The sequence below is a fragment of the Frankia sp. CeRuru1 genome, from assembly GCF_977966315.1.
The window spans coordinates 1-5,994 of record NZ_CDWWEW010000323.1 but is presented as its reverse complement, the minus strand read 5'-3'; the positions used below and the strand labels follow the sequence as shown (position 1 = coordinate 5,994).

Annotated in this window: 6 protein-coding genes and 1 riboswitch; all 6 genes read right to left on the bottom strand. The window is 71.8% G+C overall.

Annotated elements, in window-relative coordinates; genetic code table 11:
- Positions 1–2: 2 nt before the first annotated feature.
- The 6 genes from AC08OP_RS19260 to AC08OP_RS19235 all read right to left on the bottom strand — a co-directional run bounded on the left by AC08OP_RS19260 (position 3) and on the right by AC08OP_RS19235 (position 5,033).
- The gene (locus tag AC08OP_RS19260; RefSeq protein ID WP_462186037.1) at positions 3–515 is read right to left on the bottom strand and encodes a lasso peptide biosynthesis B2 protein; all 513 of its coding nucleotides are present in this window, start codon (positions 513–515) and stop codon (positions 3–5) included.
- Positions 512–829, bottom strand: coding sequence for a lasso peptide biosynthesis PqqD family chaperone (locus AC08OP_RS19255; RefSeq protein WP_476604829.1), 318 nt, complete (start codon positions 827–829; stop codon positions 512–514). Before AC08OP_RS19255 ends, AC08OP_RS19260 begins: the two co-directional genes overlap by 4 nt.
- Before the next feature lie 47 nt (positions 830–876).
- Entirely contained in the window at positions 877–2,808 is a 1,932-nt protein-coding gene (locus AC08OP_RS19250; protein ID WP_476615462.1) for an asparagine synthase-related protein, read from the bottom strand.
- On the bottom strand, positions 2,805–2,915 hold the full coding sequence (locus tag AC08OP_RS19245; RefSeq protein ID WP_476593204.1) for a lasso RiPP family leader peptide-containing protein: 111 nt from the start codon (positions 2,913–2,915) through the stop codon (positions 2,805–2,807). Before AC08OP_RS19245 ends, AC08OP_RS19250 begins: the two co-directional genes overlap by 4 nt.
- Before the next feature lie 289 nt (positions 2,916–3,204).
- Positions 3,205–4,053: an AfsR/SARP family transcriptional regulator gene (locus AC08OP_RS19240; protein ID WP_476615461.1), complete on the bottom strand. Its 849-nt coding sequence runs from the start codon at positions 4,051–4,053 to the stop codon at positions 3,205–3,207.
- Positions 4,054–4,265: 212 nt separating this feature from the next.
- Positions 4,266–5,033, bottom strand: a complete 768-nt coding sequence (locus tag AC08OP_RS19235) for a peptidoglycan-binding protein (protein WP_476615460.1) — start codon at positions 5,031–5,033, stop codon at positions 4,266–4,268.
- Between the two features lie 481 nt (positions 5,034–5,514).
- Positions 5,515–5,668: riboswitch (cyclic di-AMP (ydaO/yuaA leader) on the bottom strand.
- Positions 5,669–5,994: the final 326 nt, after the last annotated feature.

Here is a 5,994-nt window from a genome sequence, read left to right as displayed (position 1 = left end):
CCTCAACGACGTACGCCCTCGTCACGAGGCACGCCCCTTCCGCGAAGCCCGCCACTCCCACGAAGCCCGCCCGCGCGACGCGGCCCGGTTCCCGTTCCCGGACCGACGCTGAGCAGCGGCCGCAGGTAGCCGGCCGGCATCGACTCCCCCACGATCACTCCGTCCGCCTCGACCCACGCGTGCGCGGCGAACGGCGCGATGGTGCGCACCCCCACACGCCACGTCGGGAACGTTCCGGTCAACCGGCACAGCAGGGCGGTCGCTATCGAGCGGGGAACGCAGCCCCGCGCGCCGCGGCAGGTGAGGCTCACGGCTGTCACCGCCTGCCGGGCGGCGAGCGCGGTGTCATAGTCGGCCGGGCGGGCGCCCGCGCCCACCTCCGTGAGCACCCGGCAGATGCGGGCCGGCGACTGGGTCGCGAGCACCCGCGCGATCCCCACGGCGACCAGCGCGCCGAGCCGACGAGCGAGGGACGGTTTCGCCTCCGGCCGCTCGACCACCATCGGCGCGGTCACCGGGCCTGCGCCCGGGGATCGCAAACCGCCTCGGTCTCGGGTGACCATCGGGGTTCGGGCTCAGCCTCGATGAGGCCCACGTCCGCGAGTTGGGCGAGCAGACCCTCCACGTCGCGGCGCGCCGTCTCCGGGTCAACCTCGCTGGCCTCACACAGCCCGCGGGCGGCGGCTGCCGTGTCGCCGCCGTCGAGCAGGATCCGCAGCACCAGGTCACCCGAGGGGTTGAGGGTCCAGTACCGGCCGTTGTCGATATGGAGGAGCACCGCTCCGTACTCGGTCGGCGCCCGCACTACGTCAGGCCGCAGCGTCACCATGATCACTCACTCCTCCGGTAGCTCACTCAACTTCTCCGGTAGCGCAGTCACTCCTCCGGTAGCGCAGTCAGGGCCCCGCCGGTAGCGCAGTCAGGGCTCCGCCGGCTCGCGAGCACCCGCAGCCACGCGTCCACCGCGAACGTCGGTTGCAGCGCCTGGTGGCGATGACCAGGTACGGACGAAGATCGGCATGCCTGGCGCAGCGCGTCCGGCTCGATCAGGCCGAGATCGGCCAACGGGCTGTCATCGCACAGCTTCACCAGGACGTCCTGGCTGGCGCGCAGGCCCTGATCCGCCTCGGCGGCGGCATCCGCCTTGGTCTCGCGGCGCAGGCATTCCTGTGGCACCACCCGGCGCATGGCCTCCTTCAACAACGGTTTGTACTCCCACGGACCGGTGCGCTCCTCGGGCCGCACCGCCAGCGCCGCCCGGACCACCCGATCGTCGAGGAAGGGGGCGGCGAGCGGCGGGCCGACCGGATCGGCGAGCTGGTCGAACAGCCGGAACACCGCCGCGCCGGCGCGGATGGCGAAGAGATCGGCGTGGCCGTCCCGGGTCTCGGCCAGCGGCCAGGCGCGCCGGGCGGCCTCCGCGAACGCTCCGGCCAGCAGGTCGAGGGCCGCCGGCGTGAGCCAACCCGGGACCACAGGCGGAAAGGCCCAGTCGAGCGGGGCCAGGACGCCCGGGTGGGATCGGCCGAAACCGGAGGAACCGGAGAAACCGGAGAAACCGGCCGGACGGTGGGCCTGGTCGACCGTGGCGCGGCGGGCCTGGTCGAGCGCATCGGCCATGTCGGCGAGGCAGTCCCGGTAGCCGCGCGGCCACATCATCCGCAGACACGCCATCCGCGGCCAGCCCTCCTGCGCTCGGTGTCCGCGCAGGTCGTGCAGCGCCCGCCAGGGCCGGCGGCGCAACAACCGGGGGAGGTAGGCGGGACAGCCATAGGCGACCTCGTCGCCACCGAACCCGGTGAGGTGCACCCGCGGCCCGTACAGCGCGACCCGGTCAAGACCCGCGCGCAGCTTCGCCCGGTCGACGATGCCGACGAACGGCCGGTCAAGCGGTTCGTCGGCGTCGGCAATGCCGTCGTAGACGAGGGGAAGCCCGGCGGCGGGCAGGACCTCGCGCGTGACGCCGGGGAGCGTGGCCGCGGCCCGCGCGGCCCACTGGGCGTCGTCGTCACCGGGATCGCGGGCGATCCCGGTGAGCGCGACCACGTCGGCGGGGCCGCGCGCGGCCAGGCAGCACACCGAGGTGGAGTCCAGCCCGCCCGACAGATCACAGCTCACCGTCCCGCCGCCGGCGACCCGCGCCGCCACGGCCTCGGCGAGAGCCGCCCGCAGGGTCGGCGCCCCCTCCGCACGGGACCGCACCGGTGCCGGTCGACGCCACCACCGCAGGACAGTGGCCTTCTCGTCAGGGCCGACGAGAAGGTAGTGATCCGGGGGCAGCGCGTCGATCGGCTCCCAGAGCACCAGGTCGTCGAGCGGATGGGGCGGTGACGGGTCGAGCAGCGACAGGGCCAGCGCCGCCCGGTTCAGCGGGGCGCCCGTGATCCGGGCGAGCACGTCGGCGCGGTCGGCGGCGACCAGCTGGCTGCCCAGCCGGGCGGTGAAGACCCGCCGGGTTCCCGTCGGGCTGCCCTGGATACGACGGTGGCCGTCGATTTCGGCGATCACGTGGTAGTCGCCGGCCACCGCGCGCGCGAGGTCGAGAGCATGCACGTCACGGGCCGAGAGAAGCAGCCGCAGGAGCTGTCGCGCGTTGGTCGCGGCACACCCGATCAGGGCCAGTCGCGAGCGCCCGGCGACGGCACTGACCATGGCGTCGTCCGGCCAGTTGCCGACGATCCACGGCCGCCCGGAGGCGTACCGCAGCATGCGACGGACCCCCGGCGGACGCACGACGGGATCACGGTCGGCCAGCACCAGAAACCAGCAGGACGGAATCGGGACCACCGCCACCCCGGCCGCCGTCACGCAAAACGCCGCCAGAAATAGTCACGCCCCCAGCCCCAGCGGCCGTTCGTCACTGCGGCGAAGCTGCCGGCATCCTCCAGTCGCGGGGGGAGGTAGGTAGCCTTCATCGTCTTCTCCTCAGCGGTTTCCGCGCGCCCGCGCCGTGACGCGCACCCTTGCGACGCGCACCCTTGCGACGCGCGCCGGTGGCGATACACGACGGCGCCGCGCCCGTGGCGCGGGCGCCGGCCAGCTGGTCCGGCCCGTCTGGTTGAAATTCCCCCGCCGGGTTCACTGGCGGTTCAGCTGACTTCCGGTGGTGAATTTGGGGGACCTGAGCACGGTCTGCGGTCCCTGGACCGTGCTCAGGTCCCCATAACTCGACCGCCGCACGACTCGGCCGGCACGGCCGTGGTATCAGGTGATCCACGAGTCCGGATTCAGTACATGCTGATGGGCACGCCGCAGTTCGACACCGGGCTCGATCCCGAGTTCGGTCACCAGCCGCCGGTAGACCGTCTGGTACTCGGCCAGTGCCTCGGCCCGCCGGCCGGTGTGTTCCAACGCGAGGATCAGTTGGGCCCAGAGACGTTCCCGGGTCGGATGTTCGACCGTGAGCGCCCGCAGGGTCGGCAGCACCCGATCGTACTCGCTGAGGGCCAGGCGGGCGTCGATCAGGTCCTCGCACACCGCCCAGCGAGCCTCCTCCAGCCGGAGGACCTCCGAGCCTGCGATCTCCGCCGGGAGCTCGTCGAACGCGTCCCCCCGCCACAGCGCGAGGGCACCTTCGAAAAACCCGGCGGCGCGTTCCGGTGAGCCGGCACGCACGGCGGCGCGGCCCTGCTCAGCGGCCGATTCGAACCGCTTAGCGTCGATCTCACCGGGCGCGACGACCAGGCGGTACTCCCCCGGCCGGCTCTCGATGCGCCCGGGGCCGTTCCCCCCGGCTCCGGGCGTGCCCAGGGGCGGCCGGAGGGTGTGCCGCAGCTCCGAGAGATAAGTCTTGATGTTGCCCCCAGCGGAGCGCGGCGGGGCATCCTGCCAGAGCGCGAGCCGCATCCCGTCCACACTCACCCACTGGCCGGCGTGCAGCAGCAGGGTCAGCAGCAGGATGCGCTTCTTGCGCTGGTCGATGCGGACCTGCTCACCCGAGGATCGCCGCACCTCCAGCGGTCCCAGGACCGCGAACAGGAGGCCGGCCCCGGTCGCGGAAGATGCGTTCGGACTCGCCTCAGATAGGTAGTCGTCGAGCATCGTGGCTCTCATCGATCGGGCCCCCGTTTCGGTTTTCCCGTGCGGGCCGGCTGGTCCCGCCCGGGCCGGTGCCGTCTCCCGGCCCGGTGCTGGCCCGGTGGCTGAATACCCCCAGCTCACCCCGGGTAGTCATCCGGTGCATGCGGATATCGAGCAACGCTCTCGGGCGGGTCGGGAACACCGCCCGACAGCGCCGGCGCCCGGTCGGCGGGCCTCGATCAGGGTCAGATCCCGAGCTTCGCCCGCGTCTGCGGCCCGACGATCCCGTCGACCACCAGACCGTGCTTCAGCTGGAAGTCCTTGACCATGTGGTTGGTCTGGTACCCGAACTTCCCATCCACGCTGATCGGGTAGCCAAGGCTGGCGAGCCTCTTCTGGATCTGGTGCACGTCGAGGCGGAACCCGAGGCCGATGGCCAGCGACGGGTAGCGGGCCGCACGCGCCACCACGGCCGCACGCGCCGGGGCAGCCGCACGCGCCGGGGCAGCCAGCGAGGAGTAGGAGACGTTCGTGAACCGCGCGCCGCGCGAGACGGCCGCCGCCGCTGCCTGTCCCCGGGCCAGGTAGCGGTAGTGCATGCCCTTGGTGTAGGCGCTCCAGGCGGTGATGCCCTGGCCTTCACAGACCTTCTTCGCCGCCCAGGCGTTGACGGTTGGGTCGTAGAGGTTGCGGTTACCCACCCAGCCGGCGTGGGCCCGCATGTTGATCTGCCACAGGCCGCGCGAGTCCTCGCCGGAGGTGGCGTGGGCGTAGGGGTTGCCGCCGGACTCCGCAAGAGCCACCGCGACCCAGGTGGCCAGCGGGACACCGCGGCAGCCGGGCAGTCCCGCGTTCGCGGCCGCGCTGGCGATCGTCACATCGGGGACCGTGGTGGCGGCCCTGGCCGGGCTCGCGGTGGCGAGCATGCCGGCGCCGGCGCCGATCACACCGACGGCGGCGACAACGGCGCCCCGGGTCCGGGTGGAATTTTTCCGATGCTTTCCCTTGGCCATTTCTTTGACATCTCATTTCGGTGTCGTCGAGCACAGACTGGTGATCGAGGGGAGGGATGCCGCTCGAAGGAGGGCGAGCGGAGACGACCGCGCTGGAGAAGAGCAGCACCCAGTGCCGGTCCCCCGGTGCGCCGAGGGTCCGTCCGGGGACGACCGATCGACGCGCCCTGGGGATTCCGGGGTCGATGGGCTGAGCAGCCCGGCAGGCGGCCGCGGTCATTCCGTTCCGGGCCTGGCGGGCCCGGTGGACGGCAGGGGTCAGCCGACCACGGATGACGAGGTCAGGTGGCTTTCAGCCGAGCTGGTGGTATCGCGCGTCAGCGCGATCGGCCGGTACGGGCACCGACCGGATGGCACGTTCTCGCGAAGACGTCAGGGCGAGAACGGCGCCCAATATGGCGGGGACGCACCGCGGGTCGCGCCGAACGGCGTCACGGTCCAGAAGACCGGAGCCGAGCGTTCCTGAAACACAGGCAACGTCGAGTCCTTCCCGTACGCCTGCGAGGTTAGCTGTCGGGTTCGGGCCGGGAAGCCCGGCCGTTTCCGCGGCGTGCGCGTAACGGCTTAACCCCAAGGGCGGCCCGCAACGAGCCACCCGGAGGAACGTGGTTCCCCCGCTTCTGCCCAAGGTCTCTCGGAGGGAGCTCCGGACCGTGGGCAGAACTCGGCGTCGGCCCGGAGCTGTTGATACCTCGCAACCGTAGCGAACTACAGACCGTAGTGACAAGTACGAGTTGTGCCGAATCTGGGCACATGTTGGTCACGATGCGTGCATAACGCTGCGGTGCCGCAACTCTCGGACATCAATAGCAGCTACCGGTAGCGATATAGATCACCCGTCACGACCGAATCTTGGCGATATGACCGGTCTGTCGAGACGGGGACCGGTGGCCACGGGGACCGGTGGCCACGAGGACCGGTAGCCACGGGGACCGCCCGGCCGCCCGGCAATCCCTGCGCC

Coding starts and splice junctions, on each gene's coding strand:
- AC08OP_RS19240 (WP_476615461.1), bottom strand. CDS start 4,053: ATGAGAGCCACGATGCTCGACGACTACCTATCTGAGGCGAGTCCGAAC.
- AC08OP_RS19255 (WP_476604829.1), bottom strand. CDS start 829: ATGGTGACGCTGCGGCCTGACGTAGTGCGGGCGCCGACCGAGTACGGA.
- AC08OP_RS19245 (WP_476593204.1), bottom strand. CDS start 2,915: ATGAAGGCTACCTACCTCCCCCCGCGACTGGAGGATGCCGGCAGCTTC.
- AC08OP_RS19235 (WP_476615460.1), bottom strand. CDS start 5,033: ATGGCCAAGGGAAAGCATCGGAAAAATTCCACCCGGACCCGGGGCGCC.